This is a genomic window from Luteibacter jiangsuensis (assembly GCF_030812295.1).
Lineage (GTDB): Bacteria > Pseudomonadota > Gammaproteobacteria > Xanthomonadales > Rhodanobacteraceae > Luteibacter > Luteibacter jiangsuensis_A.
Map to the genome: position 1 here is coordinate 387,300 of NZ_JAUSSK010000003.1, position 19,762 is coordinate 407,061.

Annotated in this window: 16 protein-coding genes; 9 read left to right on the top strand and 7 right to left on the bottom strand. The window is 67.5% G+C overall.

Annotated elements, in window-relative coordinates; translation table 11 throughout:
- Positions 1–27: 27 nt before the first annotated feature.
- The 9 genes from J2T07_RS11900 to J2T07_RS11940 are packed head-to-tail and all read left to right on the top strand — an operon-like array spanning position 28 to position 12,399.
- Positions 28–531 (top strand): DUF6931 family protein, encoded by a 504-nt coding sequence (locus J2T07_RS11900; protein WP_306850258.1) that lies wholly within the window; start codon positions 28–30, stop codon positions 529–531.
- Positions 528–1,778 (top strand): type VI secretion system-associated FHA domain protein TagH, encoded by a 1,251-nt coding sequence (tagH, locus tag J2T07_RS11905; protein ID WP_306850259.1) that lies wholly within the window; start codon positions 528–530, stop codon positions 1,776–1,778. The genes J2T07_RS11900 and tagH overlap by 4 nt, the downstream gene beginning before the upstream one ends.
- Positions 1,775–3,115 carry a type VI secretion system baseplate subunit TssK gene (tssK, locus tag J2T07_RS11910; RefSeq protein ID WP_306850261.1) on the top strand — a complete coding sequence of 447 codons (1,341 nt, stop codon included), beginning with the start codon at positions 1,775–1,777 and terminating at the stop codon, positions 3,113–3,115. Before tagH ends, tssK begins: the two co-directional genes overlap by 4 nt.
- Before the next feature lie 4 nt (positions 3,116–3,119).
- Positions 3,120–4,424, top strand: coding sequence for a type IVB secretion system protein IcmH/DotU (icmH, locus tag J2T07_RS11915; RefSeq protein ID WP_306850264.1), 1,305 nt, complete (start codon positions 3,120–3,122; stop codon positions 4,422–4,424).
- Positions 4,421–7,858, top strand: a complete 3,438-nt coding sequence (gene tssM, locus J2T07_RS11920; RefSeq protein ID WP_306850266.1) for a type VI secretion system membrane subunit TssM — start codon at positions 4,421–4,423, stop codon at positions 7,856–7,858. Before icmH ends, tssM begins: the two co-directional genes overlap by 4 nt.
- On the top strand, positions 7,855–8,466 hold the full coding sequence (tagF, locus tag J2T07_RS11925) for a type VI secretion system-associated protein TagF (protein WP_306850268.1): 612 nt from the start codon (positions 7,855–7,857) through the stop codon (positions 8,464–8,466). Before tssM ends, tagF begins: the two co-directional genes overlap by 4 nt.
- Positions 8,463–9,191: a PP2C family protein-serine/threonine phosphatase gene (locus tag J2T07_RS11930; protein WP_306850270.1), complete on the top strand. Its 729-nt coding sequence runs from the start codon at positions 8,463–8,465 to the stop codon at positions 9,189–9,191. Before tagF ends, J2T07_RS11930 begins: the two co-directional genes overlap by 4 nt.
- Positions 9,191–12,076, top strand: coding sequence for a bifunctional serine/threonine-protein kinase/formylglycine-generating enzyme family protein (locus tag J2T07_RS11935; protein WP_306850271.1), 2,886 nt, complete (start codon positions 9,191–9,193; stop codon positions 12,074–12,076). Before J2T07_RS11930 ends, J2T07_RS11935 begins: the two co-directional genes overlap by 1 nt.
- On the top strand, positions 12,076–12,399 hold the full coding sequence (locus J2T07_RS11940; protein ID WP_306850272.1) for a hypothetical protein: 324 nt from the start codon (positions 12,076–12,078) through the stop codon (positions 12,397–12,399). Before J2T07_RS11935 ends, J2T07_RS11940 begins: the two co-directional genes overlap by 1 nt.
- Positions 12,400–12,412: 13 nt before the next feature.
- On the opposite strand, the gene tssA is transcribed toward J2T07_RS11940, so the two are convergent.
- The 7 genes from tssA to miaB form a co-directional block, all read right to left on the bottom strand.
- Positions 12,413–13,438, bottom strand: a complete 1,026-nt coding sequence (gene tssA, locus J2T07_RS11945) for a type VI secretion system protein TssA (protein WP_306850273.1) — start codon at positions 13,436–13,438, stop codon at positions 12,413–12,415.
- Positions 13,425–14,408, bottom strand: coding sequence for a LysR family transcriptional regulator (locus J2T07_RS11950; RefSeq protein WP_306850274.1), 984 nt, complete (start codon positions 14,406–14,408; stop codon positions 13,425–13,427). Before J2T07_RS11950 ends, tssA begins: the two co-directional genes overlap by 14 nt.
- A 268-nt stretch (positions 14,409–14,676) precedes the next feature.
- Complete coding sequence (locus J2T07_RS11955; protein WP_306850275.1) at positions 14,677–15,906, bottom strand: DUF4105 domain-containing protein; 1,230 nt, start codon at positions 15,904–15,906, stop codon at positions 14,677–14,679.
- Between the two features lie 32 nt (positions 15,907–15,938).
- A complete protein-coding gene (locus J2T07_RS11960; RefSeq protein ID WP_306850276.1) occupies positions 15,939–16,790 on the bottom strand; it encodes an HlyC/CorC family transporter in 852 nt (283 codons plus the stop codon).
- An 80-nt stretch (positions 16,791–16,870) separates the two neighbouring features.
- Positions 16,871–17,332 carry an rRNA maturation RNase YbeY gene (ybeY, locus tag J2T07_RS11965; RefSeq protein WP_306850277.1) on the bottom strand — a complete coding sequence of 154 codons (462 nt, stop codon included), beginning with the start codon at positions 17,330–17,332 and terminating at the stop codon, positions 16,871–16,873.
- Positions 17,329–18,306 (bottom strand): PhoH family protein, encoded by a 978-nt coding sequence (locus tag J2T07_RS11970; RefSeq protein WP_306850679.1) that lies wholly within the window; start codon positions 18,304–18,306, stop codon positions 17,329–17,331. The genes ybeY and J2T07_RS11970 overlap by 4 nt, the downstream gene beginning before the upstream one ends.
- A gap of 5 nt (positions 18,307–18,311) precedes the next feature.
- Positions 18,312–19,661 carry a tRNA (N6-isopentenyl adenosine(37)-C2)-methylthiotransferase MiaB gene (miaB, locus tag J2T07_RS11975; RefSeq protein ID WP_306850278.1) on the bottom strand — a complete coding sequence of 450 codons (1,350 nt, stop codon included), beginning with the start codon at positions 19,659–19,661 and terminating at the stop codon, positions 18,312–18,314.
- Positions 19,662–19,762: the final 101 nt, after the last annotated feature.

Consider the following 19,762-nt stretch of genomic DNA (forward strand, 5'->3'; position numbering starts at 1 on the left):
ACCAGTATCACCAGGGCGGCCAGCGACATGGGCCTTGAACCGGCCGCCATGGAGCGGCTTCGCAACGGGATGACCCCGCGCGGGGCGGTGCAGGCGCTGCTGGATGGCGGGCTCGCTGGCGCGGCGTTGCGCTTGCAGATGCGTCTGTTGCCCCGCGGCTACGTCGTGCCGTGGTTGTGCCAATGCGCGGCGGGGGCGGCGCTTGGCGAGGAAGACCGTGCCGGTCTCCGCCTCGCCGAAGCATGGTTGCGCGAGCGCGGCGAGCCGGCCCGCCGAAAGGCCATCGCCTATGCGGCCGGTCGCCACTACGTCGGCGTGGGTGCCTTGATCGCCGCCAGTGCGGGCTGGTCCGAGGGCTTCCTGCTCGACGCTTCGGGCAAGGAAGTCGCACCCGTCGCCGCGCACCTGATGGCGGTCGTCGCCGCGGGCGCCTTGTTGACCCTTGCCGCGGCCGGCGACGACTTCGACGCACGTTGCCGCGCCTTCGTCACACCGGCCCTTGGCTTGCTCCGATCGGAGGATTCCGTATGAACCGTTACGCCGGGCCCAGCCTGGTCCTCTCCGTCCTCGGCGCGCGTACCGAAGAGATCGCCGACCGGGCGTCGGTGCGCGTGGAAGGACGCGACCTCACGATCGGCCGTGCGGAACAGTGCGACTGGGTACTCCATGCCCATGGTGTTTCCCGTCAGCATGCACTGGTGCGTTACCTCAACGGCCTGTACTTCCTCGAGGACCGCAGTACCAACGGCATGTTGCTCAATGGCGCTCCCTTGCGCGGCGGCGAACCCGCCTTGCTGGGTGATGGCGACCTCGTGCAGATCGATACCTTCGAGGTGCTTGTCGCCATCGAGTCTCCGGTCGAACACGTGGCCCGGACGACGGCGCGGCGCGAAACGCGCGATGTCACGGACACCGCGCCAGCCGCATCGCCGTTGCCTGCTGTCGCCGACGCCGTGGAAGTGCCCGCCGCGGCGGGATCGCTGGTGCCGGGTGAGGGCGGTGCGCCAGCCTCGCTCGACCCGCTCGCTTGGTTCCAGACGGTCTTGCCCACGGCGTCGCCCGCGTCTCCCTGGAATCATGTATCGCCGCTGGATGAACATCTCGTGGTGGCCCGCGTGGACAACGAAGCCATGCGGCGTCCGCCAGCGGTACTGCCTGAAAACTGGGACAGGACCCGCAGCCTGTTCCGCGCCGATAGTCCGGTGCCCGTGGACGCACCTGTCGAAGCGCAGCGGCCGCCCGCACCGGTATCTCCACCGGATGCAGTGCCCGGCGCCGTGGAACCCTTGTTCCTGCTCGTCCTCGAGGGCGTGATGGATGTCCTGCGCGCCCGCGCGGAATTGAAGAACGGCTTCCGCATGCCCGCCACGCTGATCCGCCGCACGGAAAACAATCCATTGAAGTTCGCGCCCACCGCGACGGAAGCGATGGCCCGGTTGCTGGCCTCGCCCAACGAGGCCTTCCTCTCCGGTGAAGCGGCCATCGTCGATGCCATGGACGATATCCGCCTGCACCAGGTAGCCCTGCTTTCCGGCGTACGCGCCGCCTTCGACGACCTCATCGCGCAGTTCGATCCGGCACGCTTCGACGAGGAAGGTGCTCGCCGGCCTCGCTTCATGCCCGGTGCGGGCAAGGGCGCATGGGAACGTTACCGCGCGCATTACCAGGGGCTCGCCGCCGATCCCGAGGAACGCTTCCGCCGCCTGTTCGGCGACGAGTTCGCGCGGGCCTACGAAGACCAGCTGGCACGCTTCAAGAGCGAAGGAGCCGCACGATGACCTCGTTCAACAAAGTGGTGTGGAGCGAAGGCTTGTTCCTTCGTCCGCAGCACATGCAACAGCAGGACCGTTACACCGAGCGTTACATCGAGCTGCGTGCGGCGGCACTGCGTCCCCACCCATGGGGCTTCGACGAACTCGAACTGGAGCGTGACCTGCTGGCCATCGGCAAGGTCGGCATCCGCCGTGCACGCGGTGTCTTTCCGGACGGAACACCGTTCTCCATGCCCGATCGGGACCCGCTGCCGCCGCCCTTGGATATCGACCCGAACTGGCGCGACCAGGTCATCCACCTGACCTTGCCCTTGCGCTCGCCGACGCAAGCGGAAAGCGTCTGGCCGGATACCGTGCCGCCTGGACAACTCGCCCGCTTCAGCGTCCGCGATGCCGAGGTCGGCGACGCCTCGGGCAGTACCACCGGGACGGTGATTCTCGAGGTGGGTGGGCTCAGTGCACGACTCCTCGCGGCGGCGCAGCCGCGCGAGGGCCTGGTCGAACTGCCCATGGCGCACCTGGTGGAATGCCGCGCCGACCGCCGCGTGTCGCTCGACGACGGCTTCATTCCCAGCGCGTTGTCCTGCCGCGCCTCGGACCGTCTCGCCTTGTTCCTGACCGAACTGCTGGGACTGCTGCATCAACGCGGCGAGGCGCTTGCCGCGCGCGTGGCGGGCAGCGACCGCACCAGTACCGCCGAGTTGTCCGATTTCCTCATGCTCCAGCTGGTCAACCGTTACCAGCCCCAACTGGCCCATCTGGCCGAGGCGCCGCTCCTGCATCCGGAAGATCTCTATCGGATGTTGCTCGGCATGGCGGGGGAACTGGCGACCTTCACCACGCCGGGCAAGCGCAGCGACGTCTTCCCGTCCTATCGCCACGAGCGTCTGCGCGAGAGTTTCGAGCCCTTGATCGATGCGTTGCGCATGAGCCTCAGCGCCGTCCTGGAGCAGACGGCGATCCCGGTACCGTTGCAACAGAGGAAGTACGGGGTATGGGTGGGGACCGTCGCGGATACGACGCTGCTCGATGGTGCCGCTTTCGTGCTTGCCGCCAAGGCCGATATCGCCGCGGCCGACATGCGTCGCCGATTGCCCACGCAATCGAAGATCGGCCCGGTCGAGAAGATCCGCGACCTCGTCAACCTGCAGTTGCCGGGTATCCCCGTCGCGTCGATGGCCAGCGCTCCCCGCCAGATTCCGTATCACGCGGGTTACCAGTACTTCGAACTCGACAAGGCCTCGCCCATGTGGAAGACCCTGCGCACGTCCGGTGGCGTGGCGCTGCACTTCGGCAACGGGTTCGAGGGGTTGGAACTCGAGTTGTGGGCGGTAAGGAACTGATTCGATGACGACCGACGATACCTCGGGCTATCGCCCGGACGACGCGACCGTCGTGCGCCCCAGTACCACCCGTGAATCGTCGCCGGCACCGCCCCGGCGCGAACGCGATCCGGTACGGGACGTGGCCGCCGTGGCGCAGGAACTACCCATGGCGGGCGGCAATCCACTGGTGCGGGCAGCGAATCCCTTGCTCCTGCTCGCCGCGCAATTGCGCAACAGCCCGGAGCCGCCCGACGCCGCGCTGTTGCGCGAGCGCGCGGTGACCCACATCCGCCGCTTCGACGACCTGGCGGCGCGTGCCGGCGTGGATGCGCAGACCGGCGTGGCCGCGCGCTATGTCCTATGCACGATGCTGGACGAAGCCGTGCTGGACTCCCCCTGGGGCGAGCAGACCGGATGGCAGCGCCAGACCCTCCTGGTGACCTTCCACGGCGAGACCTACGGTGGCGAGAAATTCTTCGCCATCCTGGACAGGCTTGGCCAGGACATGGTCCGCCACATCGACCTGGTCGAGATGATGTATCTCTGCCTCGCGCTCGGCTTTGGCGGAAAATATCTCGTGGAACCCGGCGGCTTGTCGCGGCTTTCGGACCGCCGCGAAGACCTGTACCGGCGCATCATGGCGTACCGTTCCGCCGCGCCTGCGGAGCTGTCTCCACGATGGCGTGGCCTGGACCGGCCGCTGGCATCGCGGCGCGGCATGCCGGTCTGGATGGCGGCGCTCGCGGCGCTATGCATCGTGAGCGGTACCTGGATCTACCTGCACGGCCGCCTCAACGGCATCAGCGATCCGGTGAGCTCGCGGCTCGCCGCGATCGGCCTGCGCGGCGTGCCGTTGCCTCGAACGGAGGTGCCGCCGAAGCGTCCCGCCATGAGCTTGCGCGAGCTGCTGGCCGGCGACGAACGCAGCGGCGCGCTGGGGATCGACGAGAAGCCGGACGGGCAGGCGACCCTCCGGCTCGCCGCCACGGGAATGTTTCCCTCGGGCGGTGCCGACGTGGCGCCGGAGCAAGCCGCCTTGTTGGTCCGTATCGGACGGGCGCTCGACAAGGTGCGTGGCCGCATCGTCGTCGTGGGCCATACGGACGACCAGCCGATTCGCTCGCTTCGCTTCAAGGACAACTTCGAGCTGTCGGCGGCGCGTGCACGCAACGTCAGTGACATCCTCGGCCGCGAGTTGAGCGATCCGCGCCGTGTGGAGTCCAGCGGCGCGGGCGCTTCGCAACCCTTGGCCACGCCGCCGGACCTTCCGGCAAACCGCGCGCGCAACCGCCGCGTCGAGATCCTGTTCATTCCGGAGGCCGGATGAAGACTCTTGCCGACCTGTTCCGTCATTCCTGGGTTCGCGCGGCACTTGGCATCGGCCTGTGCGCGTTGCTGATCGGCTTCGGTGGCCCCTATCTCGGCCTTGGCGGCACGCAGCCGCTGGCTGGCGTGGTGGCGCGGGTGGTGGCGATTGTCGTGGTCGCTGCCGCATGGGCGGGCATCCTGGCGGGACGCCACTGGCTTGCGATCCGCCGCAATGAGCGCCTGGGCACGGACCTGGCATCGCAACCCGACCCGGCGCGCGCGGATTCCGACGCCCGCGCCCGCGCGGAGCGGGCTGCCCTGCGCACCCGCTTCACCGAGGCACTGGCCCTGCTGCGCAAGCGTCGCGACGGTGGCGGCGATCTGCGTGAATTACCCTGGTATCTCCTGATCGGTGCGCCGGGCTCGGGCAAGAGCACCCTGCTCGAACACTCCGGCCTCGAGTTCCCACTGCTCGGCAGCATGGGCCACCGTTCGCTCGGCGGCATCGGTGGCACACGCGATTGCGATTGGTGGTTCACCGATCGCGCCGTGTTCCTCGATACGGCGGGGCGATACACCACGCAGGATTCCGATCCCCACGCGGACGCTTCGGCGTGGACAGGCTTCCTGGACCTGTTACGCCGTCACCGCCGGCGCAGGCCGGTGAACGGCATCGTCCTGACGGTGAGTGTCGCCGACGTGCTGACGATGTCCGAAACGGAACGGCAACGGCACGCGCGCACCTTGCGCGAGCGCCTCGACGAGATCGGTACGCGCCTCGGCGTCGCCGTGCCGGTGTACATGGTCTTTACCAAGTGCGACCTCGTTGCCGGATTCCTGGAGTTCTTCGATACGCTCGATCCAGCTGGACGGGCCCAGGTGTGGGGCACGACATTCACCGCGGCGCAAAGCGTCGAGGGCGGCGCCGCGGGGGCGCTTGGCGAGGAGTTCGACGCCTTGCTGGAGCGGATCGACGAACGTGTCGTCGAGCGGATGCACGCCGAGCGCGATGTCCGCCGGCGTGCACGGATTCTCTCGTTCCCGCAGCAGTTGCGCGCGCTTCGCGAGGTGGCCTTGCCCCTGGCCTCGGCTGTCTTCGGCAGCCATGCCTACGGGCGTCCGCCGGTGTTGCGCGGTGTTTACCTCACGTCGGGTACCCAGGAAGGCACGCCGATCGACCGCGTGCTCTCGGTGGTCGGACGCTCCTTCGGCATGCACGCCACCTTGCCCGTGTCCGCCCGGGCACAGCGGCGCACGTACTTCACCGAGCGGCTGCTGAAGGAGACGATCCTGCCCGAGGCGGGCTTCGTCGGTGCCGACCCCGTCGCATGGCGGCGCAGGCGTCTGGCCGAGGCGGCGGCGATCGGCGGTATCGGCGTGCTCGCCGCCGTCCTGTTGGTTGGCATGGTGACGAGCTTCGGTCGCAATGCCGACTACATCGCGCGGGTCGGTCAGGCACTGGGCGATTTTCCGGAAGACGGCCGTGCGGCGGCGCCCGCCTCATTGCGCGAATACTACGCGCAAGCGCTGCAACGCCTCGATGTGCTCGCGCGCGTCGAGCAGGTCGCGGATCAGGTACGCCAGCCGGTGCCGTGGTCGATGCGTTTCGGCCTGTTCCAGGGTGACGAGGTATTCGACCAGGCGCAGGGCGCGCACGAGCGCGAATTCCAGGCCAGCGTCATTCCGGGCCTGGCCTTGCAGTTCCGAGATGGCTTGCGTGAGTCGGCCGGCGACCCACAGCGACTGTATTACGTGCTCAAGGGTTACTTGATGCTGGGCGACACCCGCCATCGCGATCGCGACGAACTCGTGCTTCTGGCGGGCGAGCGGTGGCGCGAGGTATTCCCTGATGAGGACAGCCTGGTGCAGGCGCTGGAAAGGCATTTCCGCGTCCTTTTCGCCGGGCGGGACAGGCTGCGTGCCTTGCCCCTCGACAACTCGCTGGTCGAGGCGGCGCGCGCGTCGTTGAGGGCGGCGGATCTCGCGACGCTCATCTACGCTGGCATGAAGATCGATGGCGACTCCCGTCGCGACGCGCCGGTGCGGCTGGATCGCACGCTGGGATTGCTCGGCGACGTGTTCCGCCATCGCAGTGGCGCGCCGCTGTCCAGGCCATTACCGGCATTGTTCACTCGCCCGGTGTTCGCCGCGATGGTGCAGGACGCTCCCGCATCCGGTGCCGGCGGCGGCATCGCCAGGGCGGTGGACCGCTTCGTCAACGACGGTTGGGTGCTCGGCGCCACCACCGCGGACCCCTTGCGCCGTGTATCCCTGGCCACGCAGGTACGCGCGCTCTACGTGGCCGATTACATTCGTGCATGGGACGACATGCTCGGCGATCTCGAGTTGCAGCCGGTGACCAACGTGCAGGAGGCCAGTGGCGTGGCCGCGCGCCTCGCCGGCCCGGGGTCGCCCCTCAAGGCGCTGTTGTCGCTCGTGCGCGACAACACGACCCATCTGTTGCGCCCCGCGGCGCAGGGTGCCGCCGACGATGGCGCGGACGCACCGATCGTCGAGCACTTCGCCGCGCTCAACCAACTGACCGATGGCACGGCAGGTGCGACGCCGCTGGACCACACGCTGGGTGCGCTCGACCAGTTGAGCAAGACCTTGCTGAGCCAGCGCCCGGCCATGGATACGATCGGTCAACCCGATCCGGCGCTCGCCGCCGCGCGGCTGGAGGCGGCGCAGTTGCCCCCGCCGTTGTCCGCCTGGCTGGGCGGCCTCGCCGGCAGCAGCCAGAGCCTGGTGAGCAAGGGTGCGAGCGGTGCGCTGGCCGATGGTTTCCGTGAGGCGGCGGGGGCCGACTGCGCACGCTTCGTCCAGGGCCGTTATCCCTTCGCCGCGGCAGGTGGCAACGATATACCGCTGCAGGACTTCGCCGCGTTGTTCGGCAACGGCGGCCGCTTCGACACGTTCTTCCGGCAGACCTTGTCGCGCGTCGTCGATACCGGCGGGCCATCGTGGAGGTTCCGGGACACCGCAAGTGCACGCGGCGGAGCGGAGGTGCTCGGCGAAGCGCAGCTGGCCGATACGATCCGCCAGGTGTACTTCCGCGACGGTCCGCGGCCACAGGTCGGCTTCACCGTGTCGATCACGACGCCTCCCGCCGGCATCGGCCGCCTCACCATCGAAGTGGACGGCCAGACCTACGAATACAAGGCAGGCCAGCCGGTGGCTTCCGCGGTCATGCAGTGGCCCGGTCCGAAACCCGGGCTCACGCGGATCAGCGCATGGGATAGCGCAGGCAACCCGCTACCCGTATTGGAGTATCCCGGCGAGTGGGGTTTTTTCCACGCCCTCGACGCCGCGTCGCTGCAGCGGCGCACGGAGACCCGTTTCGGTGCGAACTTCGGATTTGGCGCCACGCATGCGAACGTGGACATCGAGGCGGCGAGCCTGCGCAATCCGTTCGGCGATGGCAGCGTGCGCCGTTTCCGGTGCCCGGCATGAGCGCGGGGGCCGGACGGGCCGTGGCGGGCTTCCACGGCAAGCTTCCCTTACTTGGCGACTTCGTCCAGCGCCGGCTTCCGCCGGAGTTCGTCGAACCCTGGGACCGTGCCTGCCGAGAAGCGATGGCGGGGATGGCGGGCCGGTCGGGCGATGCCTGGCGCATGCGTTGCCTCGCGTCCCCCGTCTGGCGTTTCGCACTCGCCGCGCGCGTGTGCGGTCAGCAACCCTGGATCGGTGCGGCGGCCCTGTCGTCCGATCGCGTTGGCCGCATCTTCCCGCTGGTGCTTGCGATATCGCCTACGCCATCGGCGAACGGATGGCCGCGCCTTCCGGGGGCGACCTGGTTCGATACCGCCGAAGCGGTCGTGCGCGAGGGGCGTGATAACGGTTCGCTGGCCGACTTCGACGGAGCGGCACGTGCGCTCGCCGATCCGGCGGGCACCGCCATCCCGTCATGGCAGGTGCCAGAAGGCGAACACATGCGCAGCCTCTGGTGGCGCGGCCCGGACCCGCAGGCAGGCGTGCTCCTGCGTGGATTGCCCGACGGTGACGATTACCTGCGCTCCATCGATGGCATCGATGCCGAAACCCATGAGGAACCTGCGTGACCTTGCCTTATCTCTCCGCCGGCCGTACCGAGACCGGCCACGTGCGTCGGCACAACGAGGACGCGATCCTGGTCGCCGACGATCTCGGTCTCTGGGTCGTCGCCGATGGGCTCGGCGGCCACAGTGCCGGGGACGTCGCCAGCGGCATGATCGTCGACAGGCTGCGTGGACTGTCGCGATGCGAGGACGTCACCGATTTCATCGATGCGATCGAGGATGAACTCCTGCGCGTCAACCGGTCGCTGCGCTCGGCCGCGCGCGAACGCCGTGTCGACGCCATCGCCTCCACCGTGGTGGTGCTCGTGCATACCCGCGACATGGTGTTGTGCGGATGGGTGGGTGACAGCAGGGCGTACTGCTACGAAGACGGGCGCCTTCGGCTCCTCACCCGCGACCACGTGCACGGCGATCGTGGCGACGAAACACGCGTCGGCGTGGCCAAGGCGCACGTCGCGTCGGGCGTGCTCACCCGTGCGGTCGGTGCAGACGATCGCCTCTACGTGGACTGGACCTTGACCCCGCGGCGCGGCGGCATGTGCTTCGTGCTGTGTTCCGACGGGGTCAACAAGGAACTCAGCGACGAGGACATCGAGGCGTGCTGCCAGCGTCATGCGGAGCCAGGGGCACTGCTTGCCAGCCTGGTCGACGGCGCGCTCGGGCGCGCTGGCCGCGACAACGTATCGGCCGTCGTCGTGCGGCTGGAAGAAACCGAGGAAACCTGTTGATGAGCCAGCATGACGATGATGAGACCCGGGTCGTGCCACTGCGTGCGGTGACGGCATCGGTCGACCAGGACGACGCGACGGTGGTCAAGCCGTTGCATGCGGCCGCCGGTGGCGAGGGTACGGCCACCGGCTCATCCTCGCTGGGCACCGGCGAAGGTGGCTGGCGACGCATCGCCGACCTTGCCCAGGGTGAGAGGATCGCCGTGGGCAGCCTCTTGAAGGGCCGCTTCCTGATGGAGCGCGAACTCGGGCGCGGTGGCATGGGCGTGGTCTACCTCGCACGGGACGAACGCAAGGTGGAAGCACGCGACCGCGATCCGTATGTCGCGGTGAAGGTGCTCAACGACGAGTTCCGCAAGCATCCGGACGCGCTGGTCGCCTTGCAACGCGAAGCCCGCCGCGCGCAGCAGGTAGCCAATGACCATATCGTGCGTGTCTACGATTTCGACAAGGACGGCACCAACGTCTTCATGACGATGGAATACGTGGAAGGCAGCGATCTTCGCTCGCTGATTCGTGGCAAGGCGCGTGACGGCATGCGCTTCGACGAGGCGTGGCCGTTGATCGAAGGCATGGGCGATGCATTGCGGCGAGCCCACGCCGCCGGCATCGTGCATTCGGACTTCAAGCCGGGCAATGTCATGGTCACGCTCCGGGGCGTGGCCAAGGTCTTCGATTTCGGCATCGCGCGCGCGGGCAAGCTGGGTGTCGATGCCGGTGACGACCGCACGGTCTTCGATGCCGGCTCGCTCGGCGCGATGACACCGGCGTATGCGAGCCTTGAAATGCTCCAGGGCAAGCCGCCGTCGCCCAGCGACGACATCTATGCATTCGGCTGCGTGGTTTTCGAGCTGCTCACCGGCCGCCATCCTTTCGACAAGGACAACGCCGAGGAGGCGATGAACGCCGGCAAGCGCCCGCCGCCGGCGCCGGGGCTCGACAAACGCCAGTACAAGGCCTTGTGTGACAGCATCGCTTTCACCGCCGACAAGCGTAGCCCGGACATCGCCGTGGTACTGGCTGGGCTGCGCAAGCGCCGCTGGCGTGAACGGGCCACGCCATGGCTGGTCACGGCGGGTCTGGTCCTGGCCTTGTCGGTGGCCGCGGCCTGGGTGGCGACGATGCAGGCGGAGCGCAGGCATGTGGCCGAGACACTGCGCCGTCTCGCACCCGGCCAGGCCGATGGCTTTCGCGACGAGGACCAGGTACGCGCCGCGCTCGCCGCGCTCGATGGCGATGAGCGCCGCCGCGTCGTGGTGGACGGTGCGGATGCCATCGACGCCTTTCTCGTGCGCCTGGTCGCCACGCACTGGGACCCGGCGCACGGCCGTCTCGACTATCCCGGCGCCATGGAAACGTTTCGCCTTCGCGCCGACCTGAAGACGTTCGCACCGAAACTGGATCGCCGGCGCGAGGAGATCGGACGCGAGCGCGACGCCGCGTTGAACCGGCTCGACACATCCCTCAGCCAGGCGATCCTTGCCGGGCACCTGTTCGGTGACGGAGCCGACGAGGTTCCCGCGATCCTCGGTCAGATCCGCAAGATCGATCCGGACAGCCGCCTGCTCGTGAATCCCGAGCTCGAACTGAAGCTCGACCAGGCGGTCGGTGACGCGATCGCCTCGGGTGACATGACGGAGGTCGCGAAGCGGCTGTCCATCGCGCACCGGCTGTATCCGTCATCCACGCGGCTTGCCGCGCGCAGCGTCGCGCTGGCTCCCGCCTCATCGCAGGCACCCGCCGTGGCGTCATCGGCCGCCACGGCGCCGGACCTGTCCCACGCCGAGCACGAGGCGCGGCTCGAATCGTTGCGCCGTGCGACGGCGGCCAACGACCTGGACAAGGCCATCGAGAGTTTCCAGCAGCTCCGCCAGATCGACGGCGGCAGGGTGGACACGAACGACGAGGCGGCGAACCTGTTGACGCAAGCTTTCCTCGAAGCGGCGCGCGAGGCATGCCGGGCGAGCCACTGGAAGGAGGCCGCGGGGCGGATCGACAGCGCGCTGGCGATCATTGGCGAACGGGACGACCTGCGCAGGGCACTGACGCGTTATGACCTGGCTACGGCCGTGATGACCGCGGCGAAGGCCCCGGTGGTCTCCGCGGCCGACCAGGATGACCTGCGCCGGCGGCTGGCCGCGGTGAAGGAAGGGGATCCTGCCGGCCTCAAGGACCTGGAAGCCGCCATGGCCGCCTCGAACGCGCTGCCGGAAGGTTCGCTGGAGGCCGTGGTGAAGACATTGCGCTCCGCGCCCGTGGTCGTCACGCCGCCGGATCCCTGCGGGCGGCGTGGACTCGCCGGTACCGCGCGCGAGTGCTTCGACACGTTTGCCGTCGGTTCGTACGGCCCCGCATTGGTGGTCGTACCCTTCGGGCGAAAGCCTTTCGCCATGACCCGCACCGAGATCACCGTGGGCAACCTCGACCAGTTCTGCCGAGCGGCGCGCACCTGCGCGGTGTCGCGTGGCATCGCCGCCGGTGAGCCCGCACGATCCATCCCTGTGGCCTTCGCGCAACGGTATGCGACGTGGCTCTCGCAAGTCAGTGGACACACCTATCGCCTGCCCACCGACGAGGAATGGAAGTTCGCAGCCCATGCCAACGCCGCGTGGGATAGCAAGGACGGAAACTGCGGTGCGCCGTCGTCGGGCATCGGCCGCCTCCTCAAGTCGCCCGAGTTCAGCACGAAGGGCATTGCCAACCCCTGGGGACTCGTCGACATGACCGGCGGTGTATGGGAATGGGTTACCAAGGGCACCGCGTTCGCGATTCGCGGCGGCAGCTACCGCAGTGGTCCGGATGCGTGTTCGGTGGACACCGTGCGCCCGAGCGATGGCTCGGCCGAGCGTGACGTCGGCTTCCGCCTGGTGAGGGACATACGCTGATGGAATGGGATGCGATCGTTAACCGGGACCTGGCGGCACTGAATGCCGCATACGCCGATGCGCGCATCGACACGCATGAATATCGGCTCCGCCGGCGCATGCTCTTGCGCTCGGCGGCGCGCCGCCGAGGTGCCTCGATCCACACCTTGCGCCGTCCCGCGGGCGCGCCTCCGGCAGCGCCGGCGTTCTCGCATGCCCTGCCGATGCGCCGGGCCACTTCGTCGCGGATGCGGCGAGGCACGACAGGCTGGCCATGGTGGCTCGCCGGTGCCGTCATCGCGTGTGCCCTGGCGGCATGGGCGTACCGATCTTCGATCCCTTGAGGGTATGGGCCGGTCAGCTGTCGCTGTCGCCGGCCAGTACCTGGAATTCGGAAAGTCCGCCCGGCGCGATGGCCTTGAGCAGTTCGGCGAAACTCAGACCGACCAACTGGCTTGCCCGACGCAGCAAGGGCGGAACAGGACTCGACGGCTCGTGGATGGCGTACCACGCACAGATCTCGTCGAGCAGGCGTACGACGTCGTCAGGCCCGCTGATCGGACCGCGACTCGTACCGTTGGAGGTGCGTGACGCATCCGTCCCGCCCGCAGGCGACGCCCCGTCGTCACCGGCATCGACGGCCACGGCCGGCAGGCGTGATCCGGCCAGGGACTGCAAAAAGGCGTGCAGGTCGCGCAGGTCGCGCAACAAGGCATCCATGTCGGGTCCCCTGCCCGGGGTACGCTCATCGAAGGTCCTGCCGATCGCATGCGCATGTTCCAGCGCGGTGGCGATGCCGGCGTGGACGCGCCGCAGTTCCTCCACGTCGGCCTGTCGCGCGACGAGGTCCACGTGCTCTTGCGATACCGCCGGATTGTCGCCGCCTTCGGGTTTCAGCGTGCCGTTGAGCACTCGGAGGTCGCGCAGCGAGAAGCTACCTACGCGTTCGGCGTGCAGGATGGGTGCGCGGCGCAAGTGGGCCAGCATGCCGTCCGTGGACGACAGCGCGGCGAGCGCATTGATCCGTTCGAGCGGATCGCCATCGTCCAGGCGTGGATGTACGTCGTCCCAGTAGCGTTCGAGCAACCCGCGGACGAGGCCCATGCCTTCGGACCACGCGGGAATCCCGCCGGTCTTCAGCCAGGCGCTGGCCAGGTGGACCGCGACGCGCAGGTCGCGCGTGCGCTGGGCCACGGTCTCCGCATGTTGCGCCACGTCGCGCCAATCCGGCTCTTCGGCTTGCCGCACGGTATGTCCCACCGCCCGTTCGGGCGTGGCGGTGGCCAGCGATTCGAGGGTGAGGAAGAGGGCGTCGTATTCGAGGTTGGGGCCGCAAGGCGCATCGGCGTCCAGCGGGGAAAGCAGTGCCTCAGTGATATCCATCGCGGACTCGCTCGATGATCGGGAACAAGGGTTTGGGTGGCTCCGCGTGTCGCGTGGGGTGCAGGCGGTGGCTGACGCGGATGAGCTCGTCGCGCAGCCAGCGGTGCGCGGGTTGTTTGTCGAGGCGGCTGTGCCATGCCATCGCCAGCGACATGTCCGGCATGTCGAAGGGAATGGCGTAGGCTTCCACGCCGGGCCCCACGGCGTCGACCATGCTTTGCGGCAGCGTGCAGACGAGGTCGGTGGCGCGCAGGATCGGGCCGACCGTATCGCCATGTGGCGCCGAGACCAGTACGTCGCGTACAAGCCCCAACTCTTTCAGGCGGACATCCATCAGGCCGTACATGCGTCCGGATGTGGAGACGATCAGGTGCCCGAGCGAGCAATAGTCCCCGATGGTCAGCGGCTGCGTGCCGCGAGGGTGTCCCGCGCGTTGCAGCATGACGAATTCGTCGGCCATCAGCGAACGCATCTTCAGCGATGACGGCAATTGTTCGTTGGGTGCGAGGAGGATGTCGATCTCGCCGTTCTCGAATTGCGCCAGCACGTCCGCGTCTTCCCAGCCCGTGCGGAAAGCCAGCCTGAGTTCGCGGTTCCGCTGCTCCTGGAATGCCTGGATCAGTGGCTTGGCGAAGGTGCTCACGGCGCTGAACGACCCGCCGATGCGGAAAGTCGCCGCGTCGCGCGTGGGGTCGAACGTGCCGTTGGGATCGCCCAGCGTGCCCAACTGGGACAGCGCATCGCGCAGGGCGGCCGCCATTTCTTCCGCCTTGGGCGTGGGGACCATGCCACGCCCCGTCTCGGAAGGCACGAGCAGCGGGTCCTTGAACAGCCGGCGCAGCCGCGCCAGCTGGGCGGAAAGCGCAGGCTGGCTCACATGCAGCTTCGACGCGGCACGCGTCACGTTTCGTTCTTCCAACAGCATGTCGAGGGACACGAGGAGGGGGAGGTCACTCGGTTTCAGGTTCATCGATTGCGGTACACCGTTCACCTGTGGGGACAAGTGCAGATGTCTGGCGCGGGGTTTTATTCCCTTTGCCGCGCGCCGGAAAGATGGAAACGGACGTATTCCGTGACGTGGTCCGCATTTCCACCGGCATGGCGCCTGCTGTCGGGCTGGCGTCTAGCGCATTTCTTCTTCGGAATTCGGACGTCCATTTGCACCCACGCGCCCGCGCCCGTCAATTCCCCAAAAGAAGGTAGCGGGACGCGTCGATTTGTGTCGTGGCGAGCGCTTTTCAGTCGTGGCGACGACAGAAGCTCGCGAAAAGCGCGGCCCAGCAAGGCAGGGCGAACACTATCCATGGCAGGTTCCGCTGCGGGAAATCCGGCCACAGGTGCAGCAGCGCGCCGATGACGCAGGCACCGAAGGAGAGCGTGGCGACGCGGGGGGCGAGACGTCCCATGGGCCTTCCCGCGCGACGCAGGCGCCAGATCGCCGGTAGCATCAGAAAAGCGAGTGGCTGGAACGCGAGCAGGTTGAAATTGCCCCAGGCAGAGCGGTGCAGGGTCAGGGCCCACAGGCCCAGCATGAACAACCCCGCGACGCCGGCGAACACGGTGAACAGCGTACCGGCGGCGGCGAAGATGCCGCGCGCCGCGCGGTGCCTGGTGAAGAAGGGCAAGGCGAGTGGAATCGCCAGGAGCAACCCGGCGCCGAGGAGGGGCCAGCGCAGGTCGGGTGCCTGCTCCGGCGGCGGATCGAGGCGGGCCGGGGCGATGGTCGCCTCATCCATCACCAGCGGGCGCGCCGCGCCGCCTTCGCCGATGCGCACGTTGCGCAGTTCCGCCTCGAGCGTCATGGGCAGGAAGGCTTCCTTCCATGCCGTCATCGGCTGGTCGGCGTAGGGCCCCAGGCCCAGGTCCATACCGAGCATCAGCAAGGGCTGGTTGCTCATCAGCCGCACGGTCTGCTCACGGAAGGTCATGCCGCCGGGCTTGTCGCGCAGTTGATCGCTCAACGCGCCGCCGAGTGCGTCGTCGAGTGCGTCGCGAACGCGCGTGGTGCAGTTGTCGACGTAATAATCGTAGTGGTAACCGGCGTTCTCCGGTCGGATGTTCCAGAGCAGGAAACGGCGCAGCCTTTCCTTTTGCGCATCGTCCAGCGCCAGTCGCTGGCGGCGTACATAGCGGCCTTCGCCCGCGTAGAAGTCGATGTCCGACTGCGTGGTCTCCGCGTCCATGCGGTAAGCCATGATTCCCCGCGCGAAATTGAGCAGGAAACCCTTCTGGTCGAAATCGAACACGCCATAGTTGAACGCGACCGACTCGCCACTGACCGTGTCCCGCACTTCCAGCGCGTCATGCCCGAAGCGCTCCCAATAGATATCGCCGGGACCGTAGGTCATCAGCGATATCTCGAGGTTCGCCGCAGGCGCGTCGACGATCCCCGCGCGGGCGACAGGGGCGAGGCACAGGGCCAGCAGCAAGAGCAGGAGGTAACGCATGGGCTTGTGCGGGATGGCCACCGAAGCGGCTCCCACAGGCGGGGCGGTAGCGATCAGCCTTCTCCGTTGGCGCGGGCGACGTGGAACTGCTGCACACGACGATCGTCGGCTTCGGTCACGCGGAACCGGAAGCCACCCACGGTGATTTCTTCCCCGGCGGCCGGAAGGTGGCCGAACTCCGAGGTGATCATGCCGCCGATGGTGTCGAATTCCTCATCGGAGAAGTGCGCACCGGCCACTTCGTTGAAGTCGGCAATGGGGGTGAGCGCGCTCACCGAAAAGCCGCCTTCCTCGAGGGCCTGTACCAGCACCGGATCTTCCTCGTCGTCGTGCTCGTCGTCGATCTCGCCGACGATCTGTTCGAGGACGTCCTCGATGGTGATGAGGCCGGCGACACCGCCATACTCGTCGACCACCAGCGCCATGTGGTTGCGCGTGAGACGGAACTCCGCCAGCAGCACGTTCAGGCGCATCGATTCGGGGATCAGCACGGCGGGGCGGAGGAGGGCGCGCACGTCGCAGCCCTCGCTCTGGCCGAAGTACTTCAGGAGGTCCTTGGCCAGGAGGATGCCAAGCACTTCATCCTTGTCTTCGCCGTGCACGGGGAAACGCGAGTGGCCCGATTCGACCACGGCGGCGAGGAGCTCGGGGAGCGGTGCATCGACCGGCAGGCTGACGATCTGGGCGCGGGGCACCATCACGTCGTCGACACTGAGCTCGGTCACCTTGATCGCACCCTCGACCATGGTCAGGGTGTCGTTCGAGAGCAGGCCATTGACCTGGGCGTTGCGCAGTTCTTCGATCAGTTCGTCGCGGTTGCGCGGCTCGCCGGAAAACAGATGGCCCAGGCGGTCCCACCACGATCGGTGAGCCGGGCCGTTGGTACTACCAGGGTCCTCGTTCATTACTCTTTGGAGTTCTGCCCTATGGGGCGGAAGGATCAGTCTAACGGAATTCGTGTGACGGTTCAGGAAGAGGGGCGGCCTCAAGCCAGATAAGGGTCCGCGATCCCCAGTCCCGCCAGCACCCGGGTCTCCAGCCCCTCCATCGTCTCGGCCTCGGATTCCTCGATGTGGTCGTAGCCCAGCAGGTGCAGCGTGCCGTGAATGGTGAGGTGGGCCCAATGGTCGGCTGGTTTCTTGCCCTGCTCGGCGGCTTCGCGGGCCACCACCGGGGCGCAGATCACCAGGTCGCCGATCAGCGGCAGGTTCAGGCCGGGCGGCAGGTCGGCGGGAAACGAGAGTACGTTGGTGGCGTAGTCGCGGCCACGGTACTGCAGGTTCAGCGCCCGGCCTTCATCGGCATCGACGATACGGATGGACACCTCGGTGGCCTTGCGCCGGCGAGCGCCCTTGAGGGCGGCCTCCACCCAGCGGCGGAAACTGGCCGGGGCGGGCACGCCCCGGCGTGAGGTGGCATAGCCCACGGCCACATCCGGCGATGTCACCGTTCTTCGTCCTGCTTCTGCTCGAAGGCTTCGTAGGCGCGAACGATCTTCGCCACCAGCGGATGGCGAACCACGTCGCGCGAGGTGAAGAAGGTGAAGCTGATGCCCTCGACGCCGCGCAGAACCTCGATGGCGTGGCGCAGTCCGGAGCGGACATGACGCGGCAGGTCCACCTGGGACACGTCGCCGGTGATGACCGCCACCGAGCCGAAGCCGATGCGGGTCAGGAACATCTTCATCTGCTCGACCGTGGTGTTCTGCGCTTCGTCGAGGATCACGTAGGCATCGTTGAGCGTACGCCCGCGCATGTAGGCCAGCGGTGCGATCTCGATCACGTTGCGCTCGATCAGCTTGGACACCTTCTCGAAGCCGACCATCTCGTAGAGCGCGTCGTAGAGCGGGCGCAGATACGGGTCGATCTTCTGGCTGAGGTCGCCGGGCAGGAAACCGAGCTTCTCGCCCGCTTCCACGGCCGGGCGCACCAGCAGCACGCGCTGCACTCGGTTGGCTTCCAGGGCCTCGACGGCGCTGGCCACGGCGAGATAGGTCTTGCCGGTGCCGGCCGGGCCGACGCCGAAGTTGATGTCGTGCGTGGTGATCGCGTGCAGGTAGCGGGCCTGATTGGGGCCGCGCCCCTTGATCACGCCACGCTTGACCTTGATGACCACCTCTTGCGCGGACTCGGCGGCTTGCTCGTTCAGCGCATCGATGCCGGATTCGGCGAGACGGACGTTGATCGTCTGTCCAGTGAGGGTCTCGGTCTCGGTGGCGTCGTAGAGCACGCGCAGCACCTGTTCGCCGGCCTTGGCCGAGGCCTCGTCGCCGATCACGCGGAACAGGCTGCCGCGATGGTCGATCTCGATGCCCAGGCGCAGCTCGATCTGCCGGATGTGCTCATCGAGCGGTCCGCAAAGATTGGCGAGGCGGGTGTTGTCTTCGGGATCGAGGGCGAAATCGCGCTGGGAAAGGGTCATGGCGTTCACGAGGCGAGCGCCACCTCGTCGTCGAGACGGACGCGGCCGCGCAGCGAATTGGACATCGCCTCGGTGATCACCACGTCGACGAACTGGCCGATCATCCGCGAATGGCCGGGGAAGTTCACATAGCGCATGTTTTCGGTGCGTCCGGTCATTTCGTTCGGGCTCTTCCGGCTGGGTTTCTCGACGAGCACGCGTTGCACCGTGCCGACCATCGCTTCGTTGATCTTGCGCGCGTTTTCGTTGATCGCCGCCTGCAGGCGTGTCAGCCGCGCATGCTTGACCTCGGCAGGGGTCTCGTCGGCCAGGTTCGCCGCCGGCGTGCCCGGCCGCGACGAGAAGATGAAGGAGAAGCTCTGGTCGAAGCCGACATCGTCGATCAGCTTCATGGTCTTCTCGAAATCCTCGTCGGTCTCGCCAGGAAAGCCCACGATGAAATCGGACGAAACGCAGATGTCCGGGCGCACCGCGCGAAGCTTGCGGATGCGTTGCTTGAACTCGAGCGCGGTGTAGCCACGCTTCATGGCCGCGAGGATGCGGTCGGAGCCGGCCTGCACCGGGAGGTGGAGGTAGTTGGCCAGCTGCGGCACGTTGGCGTAGGCCTCGATCAGCGAATCGGAGAACTCCAGCGGATGCGAGGTGGTGAAGCGGATGCGGCCGATGCCCTCGATCTGCGCGATGGCGTGGATCAACACGGCGAGGTCGGCGATGTCGCCGTCGTGCATGGGGCCGCGATACGCATTGACGTTCTGGCCAAGCAGGTTGACCTCGCGCACGCCCTGCTCGGCAAGCTGGGCCACTTCCACGATGACGTCGTCGAAGGGGCGGCTGATCTCTTCGCCACGGGTGTAGGGCACCACGCAATAGGAACAGTACTTTGAACAGCCTTCCATGATCGAGACGAAGGCGGTGGGGCCTTCGGCGCGCGGCTCCGGCAGGCGATCGAACTTCTCGATCTCCGGGAAGCTGATGTCCACCTGCGCCTTGCCGCTGGCACGCTGGGCCTCGATCATCTCGGGCAGGCGGTGCAGGGTCTGGGGGCCGAAGACGAGGTCGACGAAAGGTGCCCGCTTGATGATCGCGTCGCCTTCCTGCGAGGCCACGCAGCCACCCACGCCGATCAGCACGGGCTTGCCGCCCTGCTTGTGCGCCTTCCAGCGGCCCAGCTGGCTGAAGACCTTTTCCTGGGCCTTCTCGCGGATGGAGCAGGTGTTGACCAGGATCACGTCGGCCTCGGCCTCGTCCTGGGTCAACTCCAGCCCATGCGACGCACGCAGCACGTCGGCCATCTTGGCCGAGTCGTACTCGTTCATCTGGCAGCCGTGGGTCTTGATGAAAAGCTTGCCGCTCATGGGCCGGGATACCGTGATTCGTGGGAGTTGACCGAACCGCGCAGTTTACGCCGCCCCCGTCCGCCTTGCCAGATGCCCGCCATGGATCAATGACTTGCGTG